General features: G+C 64.9%; 26 protein-coding genes, 1 tRNA gene and 3 pseudogenes. 13 read left to right on the forward strand and 17 right to left on the reverse strand.

Translation table 11 applies throughout. The annotated features are described in order from the left end of the window. Positions 1-158: 158 nt before the first annotated feature. Both OM977_RS12185 and OM977_RS19750 read right to left on the reverse strand, forming a co-directional pair. A complete protein-coding gene (locus OM977_RS12185) occupies positions 159-449 on the reverse strand; it encodes a hypothetical protein (protein ID WP_264354216.1) in 291 nt (96 codons plus the stop codon). Between the two features lie 91 nt (positions 450-540). Further along, a pseudogene (locus OM977_RS19750) lies at positions 541-2,289 on the reverse strand (DUF222 domain-containing protein); the annotation flags it as partial. Positions 2,290-3,423: 1,134 nt separating this feature from the next. On the opposite strand from OM977_RS19750, the gene OM977_RS12200 reads away from it, so the two are divergent. Together OM977_RS12200 and OM977_RS12205 are read left to right on the forward strand one after the other, a co-directional pair. After that, positions 3,424-3,768 carry a PadR family transcriptional regulator gene (locus OM977_RS12200; protein ID WP_264354218.1) on the forward strand — a complete coding sequence of 115 codons (345 nt, stop codon included), beginning with the start codon at positions 3,424-3,426 and terminating at the stop codon, positions 3,766-3,768. Further along, the gene (locus OM977_RS12205; protein ID WP_264354219.1) at positions 3,765-4,157 is read left to right on the forward strand and encodes a hypothetical protein; all 393 of its coding nucleotides are present in this window, start codon (positions 3,765-3,767) and stop codon (positions 4,155-4,157) included. The genes OM977_RS12200 and OM977_RS12205 overlap by 4 nt, the downstream gene beginning before the upstream one ends. 41 nt (positions 4,158-4,198) lie before the next feature. Here OM977_RS12205 and OM977_RS12210 read toward each other — a convergent pair. Together OM977_RS12210 and OM977_RS12215 are read right to left on the reverse strand one after the other, a co-directional pair. Further along, a pseudogene (locus OM977_RS12210) lies at positions 4,199-4,690 on the reverse strand (recombinase family protein); the annotation flags it as partial. A gap of 70 nt (positions 4,691-4,760) precedes the next feature. Further along, on the reverse strand, positions 4,761-5,264 hold the full coding sequence (locus OM977_RS12215) for an ester cyclase (RefSeq protein ID WP_264354220.1): 504 nt from the start codon (positions 5,262-5,264) through the stop codon (positions 4,761-4,763). Between the two features lie 117 nt (positions 5,265-5,381). Between OM977_RS12215 and OM977_RS12220 the strand changes: the two genes are divergently transcribed. Together OM977_RS12220 and OM977_RS12225 are read left to right on the forward strand one after the other, a co-directional pair. After that, positions 5,382-5,843 (forward strand): MerR family transcriptional regulator, encoded by a 462-nt coding sequence (locus OM977_RS12220; RefSeq protein ID WP_264354221.1) that lies wholly within the window; start codon positions 5,382-5,384, stop codon positions 5,841-5,843. Positions 5,844-5,845: 2 nt separating this feature from the next. Continuing rightward, positions 5,846-6,871 (forward strand): arsenic resistance protein, encoded by a 1,026-nt coding sequence (locus tag OM977_RS12225; RefSeq protein ID WP_264354222.1) that lies wholly within the window; start codon positions 5,846-5,848, stop codon positions 6,869-6,871. A 123-nt stretch (positions 6,872-6,994) separates the two neighbouring features. On the opposite strand, the gene OM977_RS12230 is transcribed toward OM977_RS12225, so the two are convergent. The 8 genes from OM977_RS12230 to OM977_RS12265 all read right to left on the reverse strand — a co-directional run bounded on the left by OM977_RS12230 (position 6,995) and on the right by OM977_RS12265 (position 13,636). Further along, entirely contained in the window at positions 6,995-7,462 is a 468-nt protein-coding gene (locus OM977_RS12230; RefSeq protein WP_264354223.1) for a universal stress protein, read from the reverse strand. Continuing rightward, positions 7,455-8,663, reverse strand: coding sequence for an MFS transporter (locus OM977_RS12235; protein WP_264354224.1), 1,209 nt, complete (start codon positions 8,661-8,663; stop codon positions 7,455-7,457). Before OM977_RS12235 ends, OM977_RS12230 begins: the two co-directional genes overlap by 8 nt. A gap of 2 nt (positions 8,664-8,665) precedes the next feature. Further along, positions 8,666-9,082, reverse strand: a complete 417-nt coding sequence (locus tag OM977_RS12240) for an arsenate-mycothiol transferase ArsC (protein WP_264354225.1) — start codon at positions 9,080-9,082, stop codon at positions 8,666-8,668. Next, entirely contained in the window at positions 9,079-9,738 is a 660-nt protein-coding gene (locus tag OM977_RS12245) for an arsenate reductase ArsC (protein WP_264354226.1), read from the reverse strand. Before OM977_RS12245 ends, OM977_RS12240 begins: the two co-directional genes overlap by 4 nt. A 32-nt stretch (positions 9,739-9,770) precedes the next feature. Then, complete coding sequence (locus OM977_RS12250) at positions 9,771-11,162, reverse strand: NAD(P)-binding domain-containing protein (protein WP_264354227.1); 1,392 nt, start codon at positions 11,160-11,162, stop codon at positions 9,771-9,773. Between the two features lie 176 nt (positions 11,163-11,338). After that, a complete protein-coding gene (gene trxB / locus OM977_RS12255; protein WP_264354228.1) occupies positions 11,339-12,316 on the reverse strand; it encodes a thioredoxin-disulfide reductase in 978 nt (325 codons plus the stop codon). A 25-nt stretch (positions 12,317-12,341) separates the two neighbouring features. Then, positions 12,342-12,764, reverse strand: coding sequence for an arsenate reductase ArsC (locus OM977_RS12260; RefSeq protein ID WP_264354229.1), 423 nt, complete (start codon positions 12,762-12,764; stop codon positions 12,342-12,344). Positions 12,765-12,961: 197 nt separating this feature from the next. Beyond that, positions 12,962-13,636 (reverse strand): arsenate reductase/protein-tyrosine-phosphatase family protein, encoded by a 675-nt coding sequence (locus OM977_RS12265; protein ID WP_264354230.1) that lies wholly within the window; start codon positions 13,634-13,636, stop codon positions 12,962-12,964. A gap of 46 nt (positions 13,637-13,682) precedes the next feature. Here OM977_RS12265 and OM977_RS12270 point away from each other — a divergent pair, with 46 nt between their 5' ends. The 7 genes from OM977_RS12270 to OM977_RS12300 all read left to right on the forward strand — a co-directional run bounded on the left by OM977_RS12270 (position 13,683) and on the right by OM977_RS12300 (position 17,439). Next, entirely contained in the window at positions 13,683-14,423 is a 741-nt protein-coding gene (locus OM977_RS12270) for an aquaporin (RefSeq protein ID WP_264354231.1), read from the forward strand. 80 nt (positions 14,424-14,503) lie between these two features. Next, positions 14,504-14,854 (forward strand): ArsR/SmtB family transcription factor, encoded by a 351-nt coding sequence (locus OM977_RS12275; RefSeq protein WP_264354232.1) that lies wholly within the window; start codon positions 14,504-14,506, stop codon positions 14,852-14,854. Continuing rightward, positions 14,851-15,363: a GNAT family N-acetyltransferase gene (locus OM977_RS12280; protein ID WP_264354233.1), complete on the forward strand. Its 513-nt coding sequence runs from the start codon at positions 14,851-14,853 to the stop codon at positions 15,361-15,363. The genes OM977_RS12275 and OM977_RS12280 overlap by 4 nt, the downstream gene beginning before the upstream one ends. A gap of 52 nt (positions 15,364-15,415) precedes the next feature. Further along, complete coding sequence (locus tag OM977_RS12285) at positions 15,416-15,940, forward strand: DinB family protein (protein WP_264354234.1); 525 nt, start codon at positions 15,416-15,418, stop codon at positions 15,938-15,940. A gap of 60 nt (positions 15,941-16,000) precedes the next feature. Continuing rightward, positions 16,001-16,312: a thioredoxin family protein gene (locus tag OM977_RS12290; protein ID WP_264354235.1), complete on the forward strand. Its 312-nt coding sequence runs from the start codon at positions 16,001-16,003 to the stop codon at positions 16,310-16,312. 444 nt (positions 16,313-16,756) lie between these two features. Further along, a complete protein-coding gene (locus OM977_RS12295; RefSeq protein ID WP_264354236.1) occupies positions 16,757-17,161 on the forward strand; it encodes a VOC family protein in 405 nt (134 codons plus the stop codon). Continuing rightward, the gene (locus OM977_RS12300) at positions 17,158-17,439 is read left to right on the forward strand and encodes a winged helix-turn-helix transcriptional regulator (RefSeq protein WP_264354237.1); all 282 of its coding nucleotides are present in this window, start codon (positions 17,158-17,160) and stop codon (positions 17,437-17,439) included. Before OM977_RS12295 ends, OM977_RS12300 begins: the two co-directional genes overlap by 4 nt. A gap of 90 nt (positions 17,440-17,529) precedes the next feature. On the opposite strand, the pseudogene OM977_RS12305 reads toward OM977_RS12300, so the two are convergent. Continuing rightward, a pseudogene (locus OM977_RS12305) lies at positions 17,530-18,571 on the reverse strand (IS110 family transposase); the annotation flags it as partial. A 323-nt stretch (positions 18,572-18,894) separates the two neighbouring features. On the opposite strand from OM977_RS12305, the gene OM977_RS12310 reads away from it, so the two are divergent. Continuing rightward, a complete protein-coding gene (locus OM977_RS12310) occupies positions 18,895-19,212 on the forward strand; it encodes a hypothetical protein (protein ID WP_264354238.1) in 318 nt (105 codons plus the stop codon). A gap of 970 nt (positions 19,213-20,182) precedes the next feature. Further along, on the forward strand, positions 20,183-20,431 hold the full coding sequence (locus OM977_RS19755) for a hypothetical protein (RefSeq protein ID WP_442960644.1): 249 nt from the start codon (positions 20,183-20,185) through the stop codon (positions 20,429-20,431). Between the two features lie 580 nt (positions 20,432-21,011). On the opposite strand, the gene OM977_RS12315 is transcribed toward OM977_RS19755, so the two are convergent. The 4 genes from OM977_RS12315 to OM977_RS12330 form a co-directional block, all read right to left on the reverse strand. Beyond that, positions 21,012-21,084: transfer RNA gene (locus tag OM977_RS12315), tRNA-Val, on the reverse strand. Positions 21,085-21,224: 140 nt separating this feature from the next. Continuing rightward, positions 21,225-22,118, reverse strand: a complete 894-nt coding sequence (locus tag OM977_RS12320) for an NAD-dependent protein deacetylase (RefSeq protein WP_442960645.1) — start codon at positions 22,116-22,118, stop codon at positions 21,225-21,227. 31 nt (positions 22,119-22,149) lie between these two features. Then, positions 22,150-22,644 carry a peroxiredoxin gene (locus OM977_RS12325; RefSeq protein ID WP_264354240.1) on the reverse strand — a complete coding sequence of 165 codons (495 nt, stop codon included), beginning with the start codon at positions 22,642-22,644 and terminating at the stop codon, positions 22,150-22,152. Then, positions 22,641-23,060 (reverse strand): DUF3052 domain-containing protein, encoded by a 420-nt coding sequence (locus tag OM977_RS12330; RefSeq protein WP_264354241.1) that lies wholly within the window; start codon positions 23,058-23,060, stop codon positions 22,641-22,643. Before OM977_RS12330 ends, OM977_RS12325 begins: the two co-directional genes overlap by 4 nt. Positions 23,061-23,373: the final 313 nt, after the last annotated feature.

Here is a 23,373-nt window from a genome sequence, read left to right on the forward strand (position 1 = left end):
TTTAACATTCGCCGGTTTTCACGGTATATTCGTTCTAAGCCTTCCACCGCGGCATCCCCCAATAGTCGCGGTGGAAGGCTTTTCCAATGCCTGAATCAGGCGCAACCGCCCGGGCCCGCCCGCCTGATCACCCTGTGGGCTCCCGATTGTGCGGCATCCTACGCGGCGTCGACGATAGCCTCCCGCAACCGCCAGCCTCCGCCAAGCCCGTCCCGGATGAGTTCCATCGTGGTCAGCGCCGAACCCCGGTTCCTGCCCAGCGTTGCCTGGACCTGCCACACCTCCACGTCAACACGGCTCAGCCCCTTGGGCATCCTCCGCTCGGCTTCCCACCAGCTCACCCGTTCGAACCAGCGGACGGGTTCAGCTCCCACAATCCATTCCCGGCCGCCGCGGACAACCGCCGAGGGCTTACCGTCCGGGCCCGATTTCACCATCACGTGTTCCATGCCGCCACAGTAGGACGAGGCAACGACTTTATGGACTGACCTCGTCGTGACCTGATCCACCCCGTCGCGGAGCCGGGTCGTCAGGCTCTTAGGGGGTGGCCGTCGGGCTGGAAGTAGGTGTTGCGGCGGGGTCGCTGGCGGGGGTCCAGATGCGGGGGCGGGATGAACCACGGGACTCCGGTGCGGAGCTCGATGGTCCAGTGTTCCTTGTGGATCAGATGGTGGTGGTGGGAACAGAGCAGCGTCCCGTTGTCGGTTCCGGTGCTGCCGCCGCGGGACCAGTAGCTGATGTGGTGGGCCTCGCACCAGGGCGCCGGGATGGTGCAGCCGGGGAAGCTGCAGCCCTGGTCTCGGGCGGTGAGGGCTTTGCGGATGTGGGGCGGAAAGATCCTGGAGCTCCGGCCGATGTCCAGGATCCTGCCCTCGCCGCCGAGCACGACCGGGATGATGTCGGCGTCGCACGCGATCTTCCGGGCGGTCGAGGCGGTGACGGGGCCGCTGAACAGCATTGTTCCGGTGCGTTCCGCGGTCCGCCCAAGATCCGGGTATGCCTCTGCCGGGTCGTGCGGGGTGGCTCCGAGCCGGGCCAGGAGGTCGCGGTAGTCGATGGTGACCATGACCTGCGGGCGGAGTCCGCCGGCGGCGGGCAGGGACCTGGCGGCGAGGGCCGCCTTGCACGCCCCGACGAGGCCGTCGAGCAGTTTCTGCGGCCGTGTGCGGAGATCCAGGACTGCGGGCGGGTCCGTTTCCGGGAAACCGGCAACAGGGGTGGCGGGCGCAGCCCAGTCGCCGTCCGGAGCCGCAGGGTCGTCCGCAACCGCAGACACGCTCCCACCCGCAGCAGCTGCGGCCACCACACCGGTGGAAGCCGAAACGGCGGCTGTGGCAGGGCCTGAGGCGGAGCCGCCGTTGGCAGGGCTGTGGCCTGCGGCCTTTTCGGCGTCAGGGTCCTGCCGGGAAACGTCACTGTCTCCGGCGGCAGTGTCATCAGCGTCGGGCTCGTTGGAGTCGCCCGCCAACCGCGAGGCGGCCGGGGCGTCGGGGCGTTCGTTCTCGGGTTGGCGGCGGTGTTCATCACGGTGAGGAGGTGTTCGAACTGTTCGGCGGTCGCGAAGATCTCCAGGTGGTGCAGGCCGTGGCGGGGTTTGCGGATGAAGGCGCCCTGGAGCTGGCGGAGCAGTTCCTCGGAGGGTTCGGCGCCGTCCTGGTCGATTGCGTCGGTCCAGCTCCGGGCGACGCGGACGAGGAAGTCGGGGTCGTTTTCGGCCGCGGTCCGGGTCAGGGCATGTTCCATCCGCGCCGAGGTCTCGACGTCGCAGGCGTGCCGGACCCGGTCCAGCGCGACGGTGATGATGCTCGCGGCCCGGGACGCGACCTCGGAGGACGCGACCGCGGCGCCGAGCTCCTCCCGGACCGGCGGCAGCAGCTGTTGGCCGCCGAGCCCGGTCCGTGGCAGCAGGTCCGCCGCGAGGGTGAGCCGGCGCCGTGCTTCCGCGGCGCTGATCCGCAACCGGGCCCGCAGGAACTCCGCGGTATTCCGGTACCCGTCATCCACGGCCTCGGCGTCACTCCCGGCCTGGGAACCATCCGAGGCGGCAGCTGTTGAAGCGCCCAAGATCCCGGCGCCGGCACCACCGGCGGACGTGTCCTGCCAGCCGGTAGTCCAGCCCGGCGTCCCGGCGCCCCGGCTGTTTCCAGCTTCGGCCGTGGCCTGCCGCCGGGTACGGTTCACGGCCGCGGCCGCGACGAGCTGGAAATACTCCACGGTCCGGGAGAGTTCCTCCACCCGGCCGGCGAAGTCGGACGCGGCCCGGAATCCCCAGAACGCCGCGTCCGCCACCGCCGTCGAACTCGCCGCCTGGAGCGCCGCGAGGGCGTCGGCAACACCGGCGTCCACGCCGCGATGCTGGACCTGGCCTGCGGCCTTGTCCGTGTCCTGGAACGGGAGGAAATCCCGAACGGCTTCCATGACTACATTCTGCCCGGGGGTGCGACAAAAATGTTCGACGTCGCTGAGGCCCACCCTCCACTGCACAAACAAAAAACCCCGTCATACAGGTTCTTATGCCTGCACGACGAGGTTTCTCGGCCGAGGTATGCCGGCACCCCCATAGTGAGGTTCTGCAGGAATCGCGAACTCACGGCTACACCACATTCCGGGGATATTGAGTGATTAGTCGTTGCGGCTTTAATCATCCATCGGGATAGGTCACCCGCCTCCGGAGCGGTCTGGAAAAGGAGGAAGGGGAGGTAACTGCTTCGCGTTCCACGTCGTAGCTGGGGCGGCGATTGAACCGGTCCTAGCCGGTGGCGGCATCGGGACAGGCCTCGGAGGAGCAGATGCATACCGGCCCCGGTTGTGTTTGTAGAGCCACTCCTTCGCGATGCTTTCGATCCGTTCAACTTAGTTGACCAGAGGCTGTATCGCGATCGACTCTTCCAGTACCCACACCTCCTTCGAATGGTTATCCACGAGGCGCAAAATGTGGGCGGCTGGCCGCCGAAGTCTATCGAGTCCCGAGGGGCCACGACCATGCCCATGATGACGTATGGGCGGCGCCCCTCCTTTATGTCGAAGAGGAAGCCATCGAGGTATTCGTCGAAATGCTCTAAGGAGTTTCTAACCCTGCGGGCACCAAGCGGAGAAGTTTGTTCATTGATCTCGCCGAAGCTTTCCCAGCGTGCGACCCCTGGTCAAAGTCCACTGTCGCTGCCGTTCCGCTTGGCCCTCCAAGGGATTCTTCGTGCGGTCGTGCTGGCGGGTTGGGCCACAACAACCTGGTGACGGCCAAGGCAGAGTTGATGATGCCTTGTGCAGCGGCGACCACCCGCAGCGGTCGCTGATCGGTGGTTTCCAACGATCGTCGCAACAGTTTTCCCGGAATGTAGCAGCAACACAGGAATTTGCTGCGTACGGGACATATAACTCACTAGCTGGTTGCCAACCTACATAGTTAGTGGCACTATCCAAGATATGGAAGATCTCGACCTTGACCAGGAGCTGATTCGGGCGGCGCTACCGCAGGCTGTGCTCGCAGTGCTCAGTCATGGGGAAAGTCACGGTTATGCCTTAGCCGAGATCCTTCGGCAGCACGGCTTCGCACGGATCAAGGGGGGAACCTTATATCCACTGCTGAAGCGACTGGAAGACCACGGCTTTGTTGAGCACACTTGGCAGCACGACCTAGCGGGTCCGGGCCGCAAGCGGTTCACAATCACTGAACAAGGCCTCGACGAGCTGGCCCGGACCTCAGCAGCTTGGCACCGGATGAGCCAGACCCTCACCAAAATCCGAACAATCCGACAGGAACAGCCATGAGTTACAAGCGAAATCTGACCTTCCACCTGAGGCTTCGTGGGTTGTCAGAATCCGAGATCACGGATGTGCTCGACGATGTGCAAGCCCATCAGGAAGCTACAGGGACCCCAGCGGCGGCAGAATTCGGCCCCGCAGATGAGTATGCGAAGCAGTTCCCGAAGGCGAAACGGAGCACGCTGGGAAGAAACATCACAAGCATCGGGACAGCCTTGGCAATTGCCTACCTTCTCCTCGCGGTCCTTCTGATGCTTCTGTTCAAAATCGACATTCGCGACTTCGTGGGGCCGATCTCGCTCCAGCCGGCCGCCCTAGTGATCCTGGCCAGTATCCTGGCAGGATTCCTGACCGACTACTTCAGACCAGCGCAAAGCTCCCGCGCCACCCGCTAGGCCTCTGTCGATATCTGGGGTCAATTCGGGTTATCCATGAATACCAATCGGACAGCAGTTCGAATCTGACTATCGGTAACCCGACGGGGCCGCCCGCCAAGACTCATGCCCGCCTCTCTTCGCTATTCGATGGAATCCGTGACGCGTTCGCGCTTGATTTCGTATTCCATCTGCGCGAGAGCGGCCATGATCGTGAACAACATTGAACCCATCGGCGTCGCGGTGTCGACGTCGCCTCCGCCCAGGTTCAGCACGCGCAGGCCAGCGCCTCTGCTGCGGAGTTCATCCGCGAAGGCAAGCATGTTTTGGGTGGATCGGCCGAGCCGGTCCAAAGTCGCGATGACAAGGGTGCCACCCTGGATGAGCGCGTCGAATGCCCGATCGAACTGTGGTCGCGACGCACGCGCTCCGGAGACTCCCTAATCGATGTACAGGTCATCGGGTCGAACGCCGGCGGCCAGGAGATCCGCCCGCTGCCGGTCCGTGGACTGCTGCCGTGTCGAAACGCGTGCATACCCAATAAGTTTCGACATGCCTGCCTCCGAGTGTGTCTCGTAACTAATGATTAGTATGCCGATTCCACCAAAGGGCTTCGAGACATAGTTATGAGAATGGCCTGGTGCTGGGAAAGCCATGTGATGGCACCGGAACTAGAACCTTACGGGCCCGTTGCTTTCCTCTGGACGAGACGCCTCGTATCTCAAGGGATATGAGGCGTCTCGTCCAGAGGGTGAGGCCGAGTTGGCCGAAGCGTTTCAGGTTGTCCTCGATGCCCCAACTGCCACTGATCAGCCCATCCTTGAAGGAAAAGAAGTACACCTCGTCCACCCGCTCAAAGCGCCTGCCGGTCGGGGCATGCCCGCGCCAGAGACCAAGATGAGTACCTGAACAGCGCAGCCTTGCAACGACGGTATCGCCATCAGCGACCATCTGGACGACGTCCATCCTGACATCGGGAAAAGACTCCAGAAATGGCCTGACCCACTGACGGGCTTTCGCGGCGGCCTCCGCGGTATAAACCTCGTCAAACACTGCCAGGTCCCCACGGCTGATTGCCTCCACCAGCATGGAAACGACACGCTTGTTGTGCTCGTCCGACTCGCTCATGCATCAACGATATGGCCCGCATCAGGTGCTGCCACAGTCCTCACCGCCGGCACTCCTGAGAGAAAGGCCAGCACGGACTGGACCTTCGAGTGCACTCGAAGGTCTACGCTAGACAGCGTGCGAATTTCAGAGCTGGCAACAGCGTCGGGGGTCCCTGCGACGACGCTGCGCTATTACGAGTCGGTAGGGCTGGTCACAGCGAAGCGGGGCACTAACGGGTACCGCGACTACGACGAGGATGCGCTCGGCCAGCTGTCGTTCATCGAGGCCGCAAAACAGCTGGACATGTCACTGCCCGAAATTGTCGAGCTTCTGACCCTCATCGAGGGTGAGAGTTGCACGCAGGTGCGCGAGGTTCTTCACCCCAAGCTCCGGCAAAGGCTGCTCGAGGTCGACAAACGCCTGGCGAACCTGCAGCTCCTGCGGGACCGGCTCGATGCCGCAGTAACCAGGGTTGGCGCGTGTCCGGACAGCGGACGCTCCTGCCGCTCCGAATGCGCACTCCTCGGCACCAGGCAGGACACCTGCATCACCGCAGAAGCTATCCCACTGCCAACAGAAAACGAAGGAACACGGTGACCATGCACCGCATTATCGGCTGGTGGGACGACCACCAGGTCCTGCTCTACATGGCCGCGATCCTAGCCGGCGCAGCGGTCGGTTTGGCTGCACCGCAGCTCGCGCCCGCCCTGGAGCATTCCATCGAACCGGTGCTGATCCTGCTGCTGTTCGCCACGTTCCTCGCCGTCCCCCTTATCGAGGTCGGCAAAGCATTCCGCGACATACGCTTCCTGGGCACGGTGCTCGTCGCGAACTTCATCATCATCCCCGCCGTCGTGTTCGGGCTTTCCCGCTTCGTCGCGGACGACCGCGGGCTGATGGTCGGCGTCCTGCTGGTACTGCTGACCCCATGCATCGACTACGTCATCGTGTTCAGCGGGATCGCCGGCGGCGCCAGCGCCCGCCTGCTCGCCGCGACCCCGCTGCTGATGTTGGTGCAGATCCTCCTGCTCCCGGTCTATCTGTTCCTCTTCGCCGGCAGTGACGTCCTGAACGTAATCGACGCCGGACCGTTCCTCAAGGCATTCCTCCTGCTGATCGTGCTGCCCCTGGCCTCGGCCGCCGTCGTGCAGGGCATCGCCCGCCGGCACCGTGCAGGTCAAGCGATAGAAAAGATCATGGCCGGGGCCATGGTGCCCCTGATGATGGTCACCCTCGCGGTCGTCATCGGATCCCAGATCGCAGCAGTAGGCTCCCAGGTCCTCAATCTCACCCGCGTTATCCCCCTCTACGTCGCCTTCGTCATCATCGCCGTCATCATAGGAAAAGTCGCAGGACTGGCCGCGCGCCTCGACGTCCCTAGCACCCGGGCCGCCATGTTCTCCGCGACCACCCGCAACTCCCTCGTCGTCCTCCCCCTGGCCCTGGCCCTGCCGCCCGCTCTGAGCATCGCCCCGCTGGCCGTCGTCACCCAGACACTCGTCGAACTGGTCGCCATGGTCGTCCTGGTACGCATCGTTCCGATCATCGTGCCCGAGCCTGAGTCACACCACCTAACCAGCCGCAAGTTCGCAACAAGGGGCGGGGCCGAGCAGTTGAAAAACTGAACGTCCGCTTTCCACAGCGAGAGCGCGCCTCGAATCCCCGCAACCGCGTTCGGGATCCGTTTCACCATGACAGTGCCCTATGCTGACCGGCATATCTGACCTGGTCCATGGCCGCTGGCGGGGTTAGGGAATGATGAGGACCGGGTGCCGCTGTTGGTGGGTCAGTGACGCGGACACGGATCCTTCGAGAGTCCTGTCCACGCACGCCAATGACCCGGGCCGGTCGGCGCCGACGATGATCAGTGATGCTCCGGTGCTCTCGGCCAGGCGGCTAAGGGCTTTGGAGACGTCGCCGTTGAGAACGCGGAAGGACCAAGTCTCCCCCGGCTGCCCGAGGATGCATCCCAGCTTCCGTTGCAGCTGCTTGAACGGGAAGTCGGCCTCGTCATTGATGGCCGGGTCCAGGGAAAGAACAGTCCGTTGAACTGCCGGTTCCCATTCCGTCAGGTAGCTGGCGGGGTCCACGAAGGCGCAAACGAGATGCTGTCCCAGATCGCCTGCAAGGGCAACCGCCGTCCGGATTAGATGCTCTGAACAGTCCCAGCCGACGCCGAGCACGACGGGCCCGTCAGGCCATTCCTCATCAAACACGCGAACCTCTGTTGAGGTTCACGGCGAAAGCGGTGAGCGCTGCGAGCCCGGTGGCTGCCGCCATGGCGTAGGCCATGGCCGTATAGCTGCCAAGCCAGGCGGCTATGACCGGGCCGGCGGCCGGGGCGAGGGCTGTGACGATGGTCAGGGGCGCGGCGAAGATGCCTTGCAGGGTGCCGATGCTGCTGGTTGCCCACCGGTCACCCACGATGGTGGCCTGCAGCAGGGTCTGGCAGCCGCGGACGGCTCCGGCGAGCATGCCGGTGGTGATGAGCAGGGGCGCAGGTCCGGGCAGGAGTGCGAGCAGAAGGCTGGCGCCGCTGGCGGTTCCGGTGATGACCAGGATGCGTGCATGAGCGGGGATTGCGGCGAAGAGCAGCCGCCCGGCAACCTGGCCTGCTCCGACGAGTCCGAGGCCGAGGGCGGCCAGAGTGTAGTCGGTTCCTTTTTCCATCAGCAGGGGGATGATGTTCAGCGTCACGGTGTAGAGGCCGAGGCAGAGCAGGACCATGAGTGCCTGCAGACCGAGGAATTCGGCGCTGCGCAGGATGGAGCGCACACCCGCCCGGTCCTCGGCCGCGTGCGTTCCGGGCAGCGTGTGCGTCCAGGTCCGGTTCAGATAGCGGGCGTGCAGCGGGATGGTGACCGAGGCCAGCACGGCGGCGAGGAGGAGGAAGGCGCCCCGCCAGCCCAACCCGGCGCACAGGGCCGCGGTGAGCGGGGCGAAAATCGTGGACGCAAAACCGGCAACGAGGGTCAGTACCGTCAGCGGCCGCACCCGGTCGGGTCCGTACCAGCGGCTGATCACGGTGAAGGCCGGTTGGTACAGCACCGCGGCCTGCGCGGTTCCGGCCAGCAGCCATGCGGCCGCGAACAGGGGCAGGTTCGGCGCCGCGCTGACCGTGGCCAGGCCGAGGACACCAATGAAGGATCCGCCGATCATCAGGTTGCGGGGGCCCGTCCTGTCCAGGAGTCGGCCAACGGCGATTCCGGCGACCGCGGATACGACCAGCCCGGCGGAAAAGGCCCCCGTGACCAGGGCCGGGTCCCAGCCGGTGTCCTCGCTGATCGGCCGGACGGCGGCGAGCAGTGCGTAGTAGAGCACGCCCCATGCGGTGGTCTGGGTGATGCACAGCGCGGCGAGGCCGCCGCGTGGTGCACCCTCCGCGACCAGTGTCCGGGATACCGCAGGGGCGGGCATGGTTACTTCCCGGTGAGCTCCGCGTGCAGCTTCTGGACGCGGGCCTTGATGTCGTCCCGGACCAGGCGCATGCGTTCCATGCCTTCGATGCCGCGTTCGGAAGGCTCGTCCGTTTCCCAGACCTCGAAACGGACACCTTCGCGCGGCTCGAGCTTCGCTTCGGTTCCCAGGACGACGACGGCATCCACCGTGTCCAGGACCTCGTCGGTCACCGGTTTCGGGTATTCGCCGGTGACGTCGATGCCCAGTTCGGTCAGGGACTCCACGGCCTGCGGGTTCAGGTCCTTGGCCGGTTTGGTGCCTGCGGAGTAGACGGTGACGGCGTCTCCTGCGAGGTCGCGCATGAGGCCGGCGGCGAGCTGGGATTTGCCGCCGTTCTTGCTGCACACGAACAGGACAGCAGGGTGTTTCTGGGTCATGAGAGCGTTGTTTCCTTTGTGAGTGAGTCGACCAGGGTTTTGACCCGGTCATGGATCTGGTCGCGGATCTCCCGGACCGTGGCGAGGGGCTGGTCGGCCGGGTCCGGGAGGTAACAGTCCTCGTAGCGTTTGCCGGGGTAGATCGGGCAGGAGTCCCCGCAGCCCATGGTGATGACGACGTCGGAGGCGCGCACGACGTCATCGGTGAGCGGTTTGGGGTAGTTCTGTGACAGGTCCAGGCCCATCTCGGTCATGACTGCCACGACGGCGGGATCGAGTTCGGCGGCCGGCAGGGAGCCTGCTGAACGGACGTGGATCCTGCCCTTGGCTTCGACGGTGAGCAGGGCGGCGGCCATCTGGGACCGGCCCGCGTTCTGCACGCAGACGAACAGGACTTCGGGCACCTCGGAGGCGATTGCTCCCTTGGACTTGGCCAGCGCGCTGAGCCTGTCGCTGGCGAAGTGCTCGGTGGTGGCGGGCAGGTAGGTGGTGATTTTCGCGGTCCGGGCCAGGGCCGTGTAGGACTCGAAGACGTAGCGTTCGACGGTTTCGGCGGCGAAGATCCCGGCGAACCTTTCGCCGAGGCGGGCGCTGATCCGGTGCAGGACCTCGGTGTTGTCCTGCAGGCCCAGGCTGGTTTCACGGTTCTCGGTCATGGCAGCACTCCAATGGTTGGGTTTACCGTCGGTCAGTTGCTGCCGGAGCGGCCATGGGCCAGCCCGGTCGGGAAGCCGACCAGCACCGGTTCCGGTGTGGCGCAGCACCCGGGCTCAGCCGCAGCCGAGGCGGCGGCCTCTCCTGCGGCCGGGACGGGGACGTCGCAGCTGGTGCCGGCGTCGGTGGAGCAGACGCCGGTTTCGGGGAGTGCCAGGTGCACGGTGTCCGCGGCTTCGCGGTCCCCGGCGAGGGCTGCGGCGACGGAGCGGACCTGCTCGTAGCCGGTGGCCAGCAGGAAGGTCGGTGCCCGGCCGTAGGACTTCATCCCAACAATGTAGAAGTCCTTCTCCGGGTGGGCGAGGAGTTTCGCGCCGTGCGGCGGGACGGTGCCGCAGGAGTGGAATTCAGGGTCGACGAGCGGGCCGAGTTCCACCGGTGCTTCGACGGCTGGGTCCAGGTGGAGCCGGACTTCGCGGAGGATGTCCAGGTCCGGGCGGAACCCGGTGCAGGGCACCACGACGTCGGCGTCCAGGGTGCGGCCGTCGACCGCTTCGACGGTCACGCCGGAGTCGAGGGTTTTCAGGGCAGCGATGCCGAACCCTGCATGCAGCTCGATGGTGCCGGCCTCGACGAGGCGGCGGACCCGGGCGCCGAGCTGGCCGCGGGCGGGCAGCCCATCGGCGTCGCCGCCGCCATAAACCTTGGCGGCGGAGTCGCCGCGGATGGCCCAAAGGATGCGGGTGTCCGGGGCGTCTTTGGCGAGGTCTGCGAGGTTGATCAGGGTGTTGGCCGCGGAGTGTCCGGCGCCGACCACGAGCACGCGGCGGCCGGCGAAGGTTGCGCGGTCTCTGCCGGTGACGTCGGGCAGCGGTGAGGAGATTCGGGCTGCTGCGGTGTCTTCGCCGATGGCGGCCAGCCCGGAGGTGCCCAGCGGGTTCCGGGTGGACCACGTGCCGGAGGCGTCGATGACCGCTGCGACGGTGTGGTCGCGGGTTTCGCCGTCCGAGTGTTCGACCCGGACCGTGAAGGGGGTGGTGTCGCGGCCCTTGATGTGGGTCTTGTCCAGGCCTGCACGGGTGACGGCGATGACGCGGGCGCCGGTCTGCAGCCGTGAACTGATGGCCGGGAGCTCAGCCAGCGGTGCGAGGTAGTTGTCGATGAGTTCGCCGCCGTAGGGCAGGGCCGTGGGGCGGGGTGACTCCCAGTTTGAGGTTTCGAGGAGGCGGACGGCGGCGGCGTCGATGTTGAACCGCCACGGTGAGAACAGCCGGATGTGGCGCCACTGCTCGATGGCGGCGCCCGCCGAGGTCCCGGCTTCGAGGATCAGCGGCTCGAGGCCGCGTTCGAGCAGGTGGGCTGCGGCGGCCAGGCCCACGGGGCCGGCACCGATCACGGCGACGGGAAGGTTCTTCGCTGACTCCATGGTGTCCTCTTTCATCCGTAGTGGTAACGCGGTTGTGGTCGGTGGGCCCTGCCGGCCGGTGTGGGGCCGGCAGGTGCCCGGGTCGGGGTTAGCAGCAGTCCTGATCGTCCTCGCAGCAACCGGAGTCGCCGCAGCATCCGTTCGTCATTCAGCTCACCCCCTCCCCTGGTCCGGGTCTAGGCGTGGATAGGTTCTTCCACCAGCGCGGTGGCGATGCTGTCCGCGTCCTCTAACGCGGCCAGGTAGCGTTCGGCGTCCAGGGCCGCGGCGCAGCCAGTGCCGGCGGCGGTGATGGCCTGGCGGTAGCGGTGGTCCACGGCGTCCCCGCAGGCGAACACGCCGGACAGGTTGGTGACCGTGGTCGGCGCGTCGACCTTGATGTAGCCCTCGGCATCGAGCTCCACCTGCCCGGCCACGAGCTCGGTGCGCGGCACGTGCCCGATGGCCACGAAAATCCCGGTGGCCGCCTGCTGCCGGGTCTCCCCGTTCCGGGTGTCGGTGAGCGTAACGCCGGTGACCTTCCCGTCGCCGTGGATGGCGGTGATGGCGGAGTTCCAGGCGAAGCTGATCTTGGGGTTGTCCTTGGCGCGCTGGGCCATGATGCGGGAGGCGCGCAGTTCGCCCTTGCGGACGACGACGGTGACGGACTTCGCGAACCTGGTCAGGAAGGTGGCTTCCTCCATCGCCGAATCACCGCCGCCGACGACGATGATGTCCTGCTCGCGGAAGAAGAACCCGTCGCAGGTGGCGCACCAGGAGACGCCGTGGCCGCTGAACTTTTTCTCTTCGGGCAGGCCGAGTTCCTTGTAAGCCGAGCCGGTGGCCAGGATGACCGCGGGGGCCTGGTGGGTTTCGCCGCCGCCGGTGACCACGGTCTTCAGGTGACCGGCAAGCCGGACTTCGGTGACGTCGTCGAACACGACCTTCGCGCCGAATTTCTCGGCCTGCTCCTGCAGGCCGTCCATCAGCTCCGGGCCCTGGATGCCGCCCGGGAAGCCGGGGAAGTTCTCCACCTCGGTGGTGTTCATCAGCGCGCCGCCGGCCGTGACCGAGCCGGCCAGCACCAGCGGTTCCAGGCCGGCACGGGCGGCGTAGATCGCGGCGGTGTAACCTGCCGGGCCGGACCCGATGATGATCAGCTGTTCGTTGCTCATGCCGTGCTCCTCCAGGGGTTCGGGGCTACTTGGCGGCCGGGATCAGGGAGTCGATCAGGCCCTGGATGCGGGTCTTGATCTCATCGCGGATGGGGCGGACGGATTCGACGCCCTTGCCGGCCGGGTCTTCCAGGACCCAGTCTTCGTAGCGCTTGCCCGGGAAGTACGGGCATTCGTCACCGCAGCCCATGGTGATCACCACGTCGGATTCCTTGACGGCTTCGGTGGTGAGGACCTTGGGGACCTCGGCGGACATGTCGATGCCGACCTCGGCCATGGCCTCAACGGCGGCCGGGTTGATCTTCTCAGCCGGCTGGGACCCTGCGGAGCGGACCTCGATCTGGCCCTTGCCGAGGGTGGTGAGGAACGCTGCCGCCATCTGGGACCGGCCGGCGTTGTGGACGCAGACGAACAGGACGGAGGGCTTCTTGGCGGTTTCGGTGGTCACGGGTTTTCTCCTGGAATCAGTTAGGTGATGGGTGAAACGGTCTTGGTGCGGTTGTCACGTCCGGCTCGTCCTGCATCGCCACTGAATATTGATGTTGATCGATGTATGGAGTATCGGACGATAGATTGATGGTTGTCAATATTTACGCGAGGTCCGTTTTATCGCGGCCCGGAGGAGCGCTGGACGTTTGTTTGGCGTTAGGCAGCGTGCATCCTGGGCGCGAGGCCATTGATGCGGTGGGAGATGTCGGTGAAGGCGTTCTCGAAGGCTTCCTCGGTGTTGATCCCCAGCGGATCCGGCACGGACCAGTGGACGCCGGCCAGGCCGGTAAGTTCCTCGTGGGCGTTGTCACACACGGTCACGACGAAGTCCCCGTCCCCGGCGACCTCATCCAGCCTCCGCGGTGAGCTGTTTGCGAGCTGCAGTCCATGCCGCCGGGCAACATCGACGGCCCCCGGCGCGATGCGCTCGGCCGGGTGCGTTCCCGCAGAGGCTGAGGGGATGTCGCTGACCTGTTGCCAGAGCGCGGCGGCCAGCTGGGAGCGGGCGCTGTTGCGGGTGCAAACAAACAGGACACGCCCGGCGCCGTGCTCCACCCCGGGCGCGAGGCCATCGAGGGCGCCGGCGGCGAGGCGGATGTAGCTGCGGCGCCTGTCGGCTTCGGAGCGGTGGCGGGTGGCCAGGCCCGCACCCTCCAGGGTGCGCAGATGGTGGGACAGCAGGTTCGAGGGCATGCCCAACTCGGCTTGCAGTTCCGTCGGAGAGAAGTCCCCCAGCGTCAGCAGATCGACGATCCGCAGCCGCGCAGGATCGGCAAGGGCCGCGTGCTTGGCAACCCGCGCCCGGAAAGCATCCACTGAATCAGTTTTCATTGACTCAATTTTGACTGAGTTAATTTCTTGGGTCAAGCTTGGTGCCATGACTTCCAACCAACCGCTGCTGTGGCGCCGTGCCGTCGCCGAACTTCTTGGCACGAGCCTGCTCGTGATGATCGTCGTGGGTTCGGGGATCGCCGCGCAGCAGCTCTCCCCGAACGACGTCGGCCTGCAGCTGCTGCAGAACAGCACCGCCACCGTGCTGGGCCTGACCGTGCTGATCCTCATCTTCGGCCCGGTTAGCGGGGCGCACTTCAACCCGGTAGTGTCGCTCGTCGACTGGGTCCTGGGCCGGCGCAGCGGCACGGGGCTGGCCCTTCCGGAGCTGGGCGCCTATGTGGTCGCGCAAACCGTGGGCGCCACCAGCGGCAGTGTCGTGGCCAACGCCATGTTCGAGGTGGGGACCTCCATCTCCGGCAAGGACCGTGCCAGCGGCGGGCATCTGCTCGGTGAGGTTGTGGCGACCGCCGGGCTCATCCTGCTGATCTTCACCCTGGCCGCCACCAAACGGGGCGTCCTCGCCGCACCGGCGGTGGGCGCCTACATCGGGGCCGCGTACTGGTTCACGTCCTCGACGTCCTTCGCCAACCCCGCCGTGACAGTCGGCCGCATCTTCAGCGACACCTTTGCCGGCATCGCACCGGGCTCCGTGCCCGGCTTCATCATCGCCCAGCTCATCGGGGCGGCAGCGGGCCTGGGCCTCCTCATCCTCCTGTTTCCCTGGGCAGGCCGCGCCGCTGACGACGTCGTGCTCCCCCACGAAGCCGGAAAGGCCGGCTCCTAGACTGCAACCGCACCGGCTCGAGCCGGCGCAGTTGCAGGACGGTACATTGATGAATATCGATATTGGCGCATAATGGGTACATGAAGTTGCTGCCCGTTCTTGAGCCCGTCACGGATGAAGTCTGCTGCCCGCCAGCGGGCGCGCCCACCCTCGGTCCCGAGGAAGCGAAGCAACAGGCCCTGGTCTTCAAGGCACTGGCCGACCCGAACCGGCTCAGGCTGCTCTCCATCATCAAGGCCGCCTCCTCCGGGGCCACCTGCGTGTGCGACCTGACCGACCCGCTGGACCTGAGCCAGCCCACGGTGTCCCACCACCTGAAAGTCCTGGTCGAAGCCGGTCTGCTGCACCGCGAAAAGCGTGGCACCTGGGCCTACTTCTCCCTGGCCCCCGGCGCACTGGACGGCGTCGTCGGCATCCTCACCAACCTATGACTTCCGCGGTCACGCTCCGGAGCATGGCCCGCTCGGACTGGCCAGCGGTCCGGCGGATCTACCAGGAGGGCATCGACACCGGTCACGCGACCTTTGAGGCGGAAGCGCCAAGCTGGGAACCGTTCAACGACTCGGGACTGCCTGGCCACCGGCTCGTGGCCGAGGACGGGGAAGGCAGGATCCGGGGCTGGGCCGCCGTCTCTCCCGTCTCCGCCCGCCCTGTCTACTCCGGAGTGGTGGAACACTCCGTCTATGTCGCGGCCGAAGCGCGAGGACTCGGCGTGGGAGCAGCGCTGCTGCGGGCCCTGGCCAAGTCCACAGAGAGTGACGGGATCTGGACCATCCAGGCCAGCGTCTTTCCCGAGAACGAAGCCAGCCTCAGGCTCCACCTTGCCAACGGCTACGTCATCGTGGGACGCCGGCAGCGCATCGCCCGGATGCCCCATGGTCCCCTGAGTGGTCAGTGGCGCGACACCGTCCTGATCGAACGCCGATCCCCCGTCATCTGAATAGCCCCGGGGAAACCAGCAGAATCCAGGCGTCAGGAGCGGAAGGCACGACATGGAACCAACCAAGGCGGAAATCCTGGCCGGCTACAGCCGCGCCAGCCATGACCTCGATGCCTGGCTGACGAACGCCGGGGACGCCGATCTTCGCAGGCGCAGCAACGGAACCCGGTGGACCAACGAGGAACTGCTCTTCCACATGGTTTTCGGCTACATGGTCGTCCGCGCCCTGCTTCCGCTGGTCCATGTCATCAGCCGGCTCCCCGAACCAGCCGGCAAAGCCTTTGCCGCCGTCCTGAATGCCGGGACACGGCCCTTCGATGTCGTGAACTACTGGGGCTCCCGCGGCGCTGCCCTCGTCTACAACAAGCAGCGAATGCGCCGGAAACTCGACCACACCATAAGTGCAATTTCCCGCAGACTCGAACGCGAGAGTTCCAGGTCCCTGGCAAGATCAATGCCATTCCCGGATCGGTGGGATCCGTTCTTCGCCCCGACAATGACACTCACCGACGTCTACGCCTACCCGACACTCCACTTCGACTTCCACGCCCTGCAACTGTCCCTCAGCCCCCGATAAGCCATCAAGAGCCACACCCTGGCAAGCCACCGGAACCTCCGGTTACATGACGAGGAGCACATGAAGATCGAACTGCTGCACATCAATGACTGCCCCAACACTGCAAGAGCACTCGCCCAGATAGAAACTGCCCTGACCGCCCTGGGGCGCCAGGACCTCACCATCCGCCTGCGGCCCATCAAATCTCCCGCAGACACGGCAGGAACGGCCTTTTCCGGATCGCCCACAATCACCGTGGATGGCACCGACATCTTCCCCGGCGCAGCCCCAACCACTGAACTGGCATGCCGGATCTACCCCACACCAAGCGGCATGGACGGCGTTCCGACCGTCGATCAGATACTGGAAGCGCTGAGAAACCGTGGACTCTGACAGCGCGAACCGGTGCTCCTGCTGTGGACGGCAAATGAAGCGCCACAAACTCCACGCGCTCGGCAATGAACCCGCCTACATTTGCCGGCGATGCGCCCTGTGGATCGCCTTGCGCCCCGGACATGACACCAGGCCAGGCGCCTGAATCCCTATTTCCCAGCCTGGAGGGAACTTTCAACTCGGTGTCTCGTAACCCTTCCGTCTCAAAACACTAGGGTTTCGAGACAATTTCTGGCTGGTCCCAACGGAGCGCGACAAACCACTCCTCGCCAAGCTAGGTATGGCACCGCCCGTGAACCGATCCCTCTCTGCACCAATGCCCAACGCACGGTCTGATCCCTATTACTCGCCTGTACCTCTGAACGTGCTCCTACACGCCTGCAATTTCCGGACCGCGCGGCCGAGATCTTGACGTCAGACTTGCATTTTGCAAGTATGAGCCGCATGAGCCTTTTCATCACCTGCCCGGTCGAGAGCGTCGAGCGCGCGACCGCCTTCTACACCGCCCTGGGCTGGACCCTCAACCCAGAAATGTCCGATCACAAGGTGTCATGTTTCGCGATCGCGCCCGAGCAGTACGTCATGCTCGGCAGCCGCGAGATGTATGCGAGCGTCGGCGGGGCCGAGGAGCTGGTCGGCGGACCAGAGACGCCCTCGAAGGTCACGGTCTCGTTCGACCTCGGCAGCCGTCAGGCGGTCGATGAGCTCGTCGAGCGCGCCGGTGCCGCCGGCGGGCGGATCGGTGATATCGACGACTACCCCTTCATGTACCAGCGCCAGTTCGACGACCCTGACGGCTACCACTACTCGCCGTTTTGGATGAAACCGGACGCCGATCCGACCGAGTGAGCGACCTCGCCGCGGCCCTCGATATGGTTGGAGCACGGTGGGCCCTGCTCATCGTGGAGCGGCTGCTCGATGGGCCGCAGCGCTACGGCGATCTGCAGCGCGACCTCGGAGTGCCGACGAACATTCTCGCGACCCGCCTGCGCGAGCTCGAAGCGGCCGGGGTACTGTCCCGTCTGCCCCTCCGGCACAACACCCGGGCTTATGCGCTGACCGATCGCGGGCTTGCCTTGCGTGAGGCGATCATCGCGCTAGGACGCTGGGGCAGCGATGTGACCTAGGCGTGGCGCGGAATCACGATATGCTCCGACGAGTTGGCTGGGCTCTGCCCCTGCAACACGTGGGCGGGCTGGATCCATAGAGGCGTAAAGGGTGTTGAGCTGACGGTAGAGGGTTCGGGCTAGGTAGCGCTTGAGGGATCGTCGGATTTCGCGGTAGCCGCGGCCTTCTTGGGTACGCTTAGCGACGTACTCCCGCGTTCCGGGATGGTGAACCATCCGGGTCATGGTGATGTTGTGCAAGGCACGATTGAGGCGCCTATCACCGCCCCTGTTGAGCCTGTGACGGACAGTGTTACCGCTTGAGGCCGGTAAGGGATTTACCCCTGCCAGTGACGCGAAAGCAGTTTCGCTGCTAACCCTTCCTGGATGCGACCAAGCCGTCAGGACGGCAGCGACTGAAACGGCGCCAGCGCCCACCATTTCCAGCAGCGGGGCGGCGGGAGTTTGCTGAATTAGCTCAGTCATGCGCTTCTGATTAGCCGCCAGCTGAGTGGTCACTTCGAGAGCGCGGCGCGCCAACCGAACCTCTTCCTCCCGCGCAATCGCTAGGTCCATCTGCTCCTGCCGTTCCCGCCATCTAGTGATCGCAGCGATCTGCGCGGGAACCAGAGGCTTACGGGCGTCGACTCCAAGGTCATGTGCCCGGAGGAGGGCGATGAGTGCATTTACGTTCATTGTTCGTTCCCGAGTCAGCTGATCCCGTGCCGCACTCAGACCCTGAGCCCGGCACGGGTTCCTTCATCCCGTCGCGGAACCCGGAGTTGGGACTCCTCCAAGCCAAGGACAGCGGCTCCGATGGCCGTGGCGTCCAATGGGTCCGATTTGCCCAGCCCCCGCCGGCCTCGGGCGTTCATACGTGGAGCTTCGGCCACATCGTAACCGCGTCCGTTACTGCCCTGGCCAGACGGGCCCCATACGAGCCGATACCCTCAACAGCCCACAGACACCCGATATCGCCGTCCGTCCGTCGGCCTACCCAGGCAAGTGCACGTGAAATCCCGGCCGAGGTGGTCGGGAACTGCTCGCACGCGACCTGTCGCTTAGTGCTGGCTTCGATGATGGCGTAAGTGCGAGTGCGGGCGTGACAGTCCACGCCGATGACGAACGGGCGGGTTTGCGCAACGATAGTCAACGCGGCCACCTCCTTCCTCTCGAACGGGCAAGACTGGTCGCAGCACGACCGGCGCCGGACCTGGGAAGAGTCACTCCGAGGCAAAACTGTGATGAGCCACAACCTCAGAGGCTGTGCAAGCTTCTAATCAAGCCACCGACATGGGACAGATCAACGCCGACCGCTCCACCCAGTGCGGACAAATCGGGGGAAACGCACCCTCAAGGGCAGTTGTTTTTTCGAGTCACGCGCCAAGCAGAACGACCGGCATCAACACTGCCAGCTAGTCCCAGACCAGCCACGTAGCCCAGCCCGTTCAGCCGACATTCTTGGTCGATCTTCGTATGACTATTGATTCCGCCGTGGCTCGGAATAAGGCCATCGTTGCGGCTCATTCCTATGACGGTTGGGAAGCCGGCCGCGAAGCCGTCAGTGGATGGCGCACCCAGATCGCCTTGGTGGCGGACCCGCATAGGGTGATGGAGGTCTGGTACGACAACCTCGACCATGACGTGTTCGTATCGGGCGATGTGGAATACCAGGAATGGACCTGGGAGCCAGGTGACGAGACAGCGCAACGCATGTGCTTGAAGGCGGTCGATCAGCTTGTTGAAGGCTTCGCGCGCGGCCGGACTTCCACCGCGGGTCGCCACTCGGGCTGACCCTGCACGTGCTCTGGCGAAGGCCCGCAAAAGAAGATTCCGAAGCCACAACGCCTGTCGCAATGACTTCCAGCAATCCGCCCTCAGCGATGCCCGGGCGCGAATCCATCGCTTCAAGCCTGTCCAAAAGACTCCGGGTCGGGTTATACATTGCTGCCTTGTCCGGGGCCGGCATAGTGGTCACAGGGGGACGATGGGAACCGTCGTACTAGTGGCCATTGCGGTTCTCGCCATTGTGGGGGCGATCACTACCTTCTTATTGGGACAAACCTGGCGCAGCCGAAAGGATTAGCCGGCACCGTTCGGCTTTGGTGTGGGCCGGGCTATTTCAGCGCCTTCGTTACCTTGTCCGTGTCCGGTTAGTCCCTACGGGCTCTAACTACACGCACGAGGCGCCGCGCGAAGTAGACGACGGCGGCCACGCTCACCATCGCCAAAATCCACGTGCCATCCATGCTGAGCGCGGGGCCGCTAGTACACACGCTCGTAGCGCCAGACTCGATTGCGTAGTCAACGCACTCGCCCCTTTTATACCCCAGAAACGTTATGGTCGCGGTGATCACGAGGAGGATCGCGACGGCCCAAGGCCACCATCGCGGTGAACGGAATCGCGGCGTTTCATCCATGCAGTCACTTTACTGATCGGGCCATCCAATTTCTGCCTCCTTCAACGTTCTGTTTAGTACCTGCAAATCCTCCGGCGGCGGTGTCCTCGGCCGGCCTCATACTGATGTTGCCAGGCGCCGGAGGCCTGCTCGCCGGATTAGGCGCTGCATTCACCGCGGCGATCCTCGGCATGCGGGTTGCCCGTCTGGAGCCGAGTCCCTCCGACCACCGTCAAGCAGCAGAAGCGGAGGCAGCCTCGGTATGATCGCTCTCGATTCCACAGACCCAACCCCGCCGTACGGACGGGTCAGGGAGCAGATCGCCCTCGCTGATCCGGTCCGGTGGACTGCCGGGCGGGCCCCGGTTGCCACCGATCCGGCAACCGGCCGCAGACCTTAGAATCGTCCCGGGAACAATCGCGCGCGCCTACCGGTCGCTCGAGACCGCCGGCCTGGTGGAAGCCAGCCGCTCGGGCGGGACCAAGGTCAGATCCGGCAACGCTGTCTCGAGCGCGTGCCAACGAACCCGTCGCACTCGAGGATCGCTTAGCCACAATGGCGGCATTGTGGCTAAGCGAGGCCAGCTGCTGCAGGCAGAACCGAAGGCGACTTAGGGACGAGCTTCCCGCGTTATATCGGAGCAGCCCAGCTCACAGCTGTCCACAGTTGGGGTCAATCCGGGTTATCCACGGCTGAATTGGGGAGCCGTTGGGGTAGCTCCCCTATCCGCCGGAGCGGTGGATATGCTCTGAGGATTGTCCCCATTTGCGGGCAGCGAGACGCGCGGCACCTGGGTGGGCAGAGACCTTGTCGGTGCGGAAACCGAAGCGAGTTGCGGTGCAGCTGCCGCTTGCAGGGAAGCGAATTTGCTTTCTGCACTGGCCCATTCGAGGACGGCGCGGGGCCGGTCGTTGATATCGTCTACGGCTTGGGGACCTTCCGAGTTCCCTGGCGATCGAGCGCAGGCTCGGGCGGCCCGGACGGCGATCGGGTAGAGCTGAGATCCGGCGACAGATATCCGGGGATCGCAGGGAGGTTTTAGGGATGTCCGGTAACTGCAGAGAACCGTACCCGCCTGTTACTTGATCCCTTGTGCGGGATATTCCCCAACGGATTCCGATGGAACCCGGGCAGGGAACGAAAAACCCCGCCGTTCCGGGCAGCCAAGCCGGAAAAGCGGGGTAATCCAATGTGTGGGTCCTACCGGGATCGAACCGATGACATCCACGGTGTAAACGTGGCGCTCTACCAGCTGAGCTAAAGACCCAATACCGCGGTTTTGGCGCCTGAGCGCTTCAACCAACGAACAGCTACTCTACCGGAACTTTGAGGAAAAACGCCAATCGGCCCGCCGCCCCCGGCGGCTCCGGGGCCGCCCACAGCGGCGGCCCAGTCCAGGTCCGGTGCTCAGAGCGGCGGGAGCTCCTCGGCGAGCCAGGTCAGCGCCTCGCTGACGCCGGCGTCCAGCTTGATGCTGGCGAGGCTGTCCCCGCGGGTCTGTCCCCTGTTGATGATTACCACCGGTTTGCCCTGCTTGGCGGCATGGCGGACAAAGCGAAGCCCACTCATCACGGTCAGGGAGGAGCCTGCCACCACCAGCGCCCCGGCTTCGTCCACCATTGCGTAGGAGCGTTCCACCCGGTCCTTCGGAACGTTTTCGCCGAAGTACACGAAATCCGGCTTGAGCGTTCCGGCGCACGCCGGGCACCGCGCCACGACAAAACTTTCGATCAAGCCCGAGTCCTCAACGGTGGCATCGGCGTCCGGCGCCATCTCGACTACACCGGCCGCCATTGCGCGGTCCAGGAAACCTGGGTTGAGCTCCTCCAGCACGCCGGCCAGGAGGCTGCGGCTGTAGCGGCGATGGCAGTCCAGGCAGACCACCCGGTCGAAGCGGCCGTGCAGGTCCACGACATTGACGCTGCCGGCGTCCTCATGGAGACGGTCCACGTTTTGGGTGATGAGTCCGGTGAGCAGACCCCGTTTTTCCAGCCGGGCGACGGCGGTATGGCCCCCATTGGGGTCGGCCCGCCGCAGGTGGGACCAGCCGATGTGGTTGCGGGCCCAGTATCGCTGGCGGTTTTCGGCATCCCCAATGAATTCCTGGTACGTCATCGGAGCCCGCGGGGCTGCACCGGGCCCGCGGTAATCGGGTATTCCGGAGTCGGTGCTCAGGCCGGCGCCTGTCAACACGGCGAAGCGGTCGCCGGCAAGGATGCCATGGATCTCCTGCAACACCTCAAGCTCGTCCCGCGCGGGCGCGGCGGCGGCGACGGGCGGCAGACTGGCGAAGCCTGTCATGCCAATCCCGGGGCGCCGCTGCCGCAACTGCTCAGCTCCCTACGAGACCCGCCAGGGCGGCACGGTATTGGGCGAAGTCCCTTGCCTGGCCCCGAGGATTGACCACCACGTGGCGCACTACCCCGCCCTCATCAATGATGAAGGTGCCACGCTTTGCCATACCGCTCTCGGCGTCGAAGACCCCGTACTGTGTGGCCACCGAGCCGTGCGGCCAGAAATCGGCGAGCAGGTCGAAGTCGTAGCCTTCCTTACCTGCGTAGGCCCGCTGGGCGTACTTGCTGTCCACCGAAATACCCAACAAGACGGCGTTAGCGTCCTTAAAGAGCCCCAGGTTGTCCTGCAGCTCGCACAGCTCTCCCGTGCAGATCCCGGAGAACGCGAAAGGGTAAAACACCAAGACCACACTTCGGCCCCGGAGGTCGGAGAGCCTGATGGGTTCGCCGAACTGGTTCGGGAGTTCGAATTCGGGGGCCGGCTCACCAACGGCGGGCACGGTTCCGCCGCCAGCTACAAAGGACTGAGTCATTTGTTCTTCCGCGTAACCAACCGGGTAGCGCTCCAGTCCCTGGACACGCCCGCTGAAGTGGTGACGTGGAGACCGGCGGTGGGAGCCGCGTCCTGGATGTCAGCCGGTGAGACGTAGCCCGGGCGGCCGGACTTCGGGGTCAGGACCCAGATAACGCCACCCTCGGTCAGGGTGGTCAGCGGATCGACGAGGGTGTCAACGAGGTCGCCGTCGCCGGCCCTCCACCAAAGGATGGCGGCGTCGACTACTTCATGGTCGTCCTCGTCAAAGAGTTCCGAGCCCGTGAGGTCTTCGATATCGTCACGCAAGTCGAAGTCGACGTCGTCGTCATAACCGAATTCCTGAATCAGGTCCCCGGTTTTGAAACCCAGTTTTTCCGCCACATTTACCGAAGTGGCGGCGTCGGCCTCGCTCACGTGTTACTCCTATGCTCAGTGATTTCTACAAACCTAGTGATTTCCATTACTCCAAGCCAACACCCTTTGCGCCTGCGCTTCAAGCTGTTGGCTGCGCGATCCGCCATATTCTGCGTCACACGGAAGGATCCGGAGGCCGCGGGGCGGCGCTTCGTCACACAACCAGTATGCCCGGGAAATAAGGAGCGGCGCCCACGTGACAGCTACGCATCCGCCTGCTGTCACGACTAGAGTGGCTGATGACGACTACGCCTGCGAGGGCGAACTCCCCGCTGACACCGGCAGGGATAGTTGTGATTGGACCTTGCCCGGC

Source organism: Pseudarthrobacter sp. MM222 (genome assembly GCF_947090775.1).
In the GTDB taxonomy this organism is placed as follows: domain Bacteria; phylum Actinomycetota; class Actinomycetes; order Actinomycetales; family Micrococcaceae; genus Arthrobacter.